This window comes from Acinetobacter sp. YH12211 (assembly GCF_013418015.1).
Taxonomy (GTDB): domain Bacteria; phylum Pseudomonadota; class Gammaproteobacteria; order Pseudomonadales; family Moraxellaceae; genus Acinetobacter; species Acinetobacter towneri.
This window is the reverse complement of sequence record NZ_VPCW01000063.1, coordinates 1-1,765: the sequence shown is the minus strand read 5'-3', so window position 1 is coordinate 1,765 and position 1,765 is coordinate 1. Positions and strand designations below refer to the sequence as shown.

At 40.8% G+C, this 1,765-nt stretch carries 2 protein-coding genes; both read right to left on the bottom strand.

Annotated elements, in window-relative coordinates; translation table 11 throughout:
* Positions 1-269, bottom strand: a 269-nt coding sequence (locus FTU98_RS13785) for a hypothetical protein (RefSeq protein WP_180051564.1), incomplete at its 3' end; no start/stop codon positions are given.
* 414 nt (positions 270-683) lie between these two features.
* Positions 684-1,765, bottom strand: a 1,082-nt coding sequence (locus FTU98_RS13780; protein WP_180051563.1) for a replication initiation factor domain-containing protein, incomplete at its 5' end; no start/stop codon positions are given.

Below are 1,765 nucleotides of genomic sequence, written 5' to 3'. Positions count from 1 at the left end.
TCATGTTCAGCAGGTGCGGAAACAAGCAGAATTTTGGGAGTACCATCTTCAGCAATTACCAGCTTAACTTCATTTTTGGATTGCCAGTCTTTTAGGATATCGTCGGAGGTGAATTGTGATTCAGAGTTTTGCCACGTATTACTAACGTGGCACCCCCACGGTGATACAGTGGGTAAAGTCCGATTTTTTAGGAAATCATTAGCAAATTTAGAGTAATTTTCAGTTGAAGCAGTTGTAAAAGGGCTGCTTTCCCCATAGAATTTAGTCATGGACTTTCCTCTTTAAAGTTCATCAAGGGCTATAGTGTTTGCTGCACTGATAGCCCATTTTTTTGCCTGTTGCTTTTGTGCCTGTCGATACATTGCGCTCAGGTCTTTAACTTCACAGGTCTTTAGCTTGTTAGCTTCTTACGTGCAGATTTAATCTACACCATACACACTATAAGAATCAATATTTTTCTTCATTCGGCTGTGGGCGGTGCGGCTTGCGTGCCCTCAGCCCGCCACCGTCCTCACCTCACTCGCTATCTATTTCATTATGTCGTTGCGTCGGCAAAGCCTAATTCTTACCGTTTACAGTCCAAAGGGAGCTTGTAATCAGAGAGGAAAAGGCTAGTAACTCATATCCCGTCAGTTCGGGGGCACTCCGCCCCCTCTGTTACATGTGATTTATATGCAAATAGCTTAAGTAGAACAGAATTCAGGGTGCACCCTAGCCCAATCCTGTTTTGTTAGATCGAACCTCTTAGGAACGCTAAAAGGCAGAGAGAGAGCCTCAAGACACGATTCATCGTCCCCGAACCATTCACGAAAGAACCCCAACCAACGACCAAATTGATGACGAATAATATCTATACCCTTATCAACCTTAATAGAAACTGTACGCTTCACATATTCAATACGGCTTTGCTTTTGATCGTCATACTTAAAAATATCTTTAAAGCATGGGTACAAATTAATGAAGTAATCAGAGGGATTGATAACAGCATCAAAAGGAATATGCGTATGTTTTGCTTTTAATTCAACTTCGAGCCGTACCCATTCGCTATTTTTATCGCCTAATTGCTTTCCTTTCTCATAAGCACGTAGCAGCTTGTCAGAAGTACGGCAGCCAATTTGCAAAGTACGACCTAGTTTGTCACGGTCTAAATATTTCCAATCACCGTACCATGTAACCCTTGCAGGCTTTCCAAAATAATAAAATTCCTTGTTAGATTCACGCTCATTCAGATCATCAATATTTAAGTATGTTCCGTCATAGTCATCATGGGCTAAGTCTAAACGTGTGATTTTTACGCCTTGAGATTGATTTAGAAAGTCATACAAGCGATTTTGCCAACCATAGTCACCCATTAAGCAGCCTTGCCCATTGATCATAACTAGGATTGAATTGGCTTGCCCACCTATGCAGAGATCACCAACGCCAACGCCCTCATGGTTTGTTATTTCGTAGCATTGTTCGTAAAAGTTTTTACCGTTTTTCCGCTTTTGACCTAATTTAAATCCAAAAATTTGTTCTAACTTTTGACCCATACAATCTATGCAGACATCATTTATAAGACTTTCTTCAAGTCCGATATAGTCATCCATGAACGTATAACGCTTTAGTGTGAACGAGATCCAATCTATAAATGCAATTTCATGTTCAGCAGGTGCGGAAACAAGCAGAATTTTGGGAGTACCATCTTCAGCAATTACCAGCTTAACTTCATTTTTGGATTGCCAGTCTTTTAGGATATCGTCGGAGGTGAATTGTGATTCAGAGT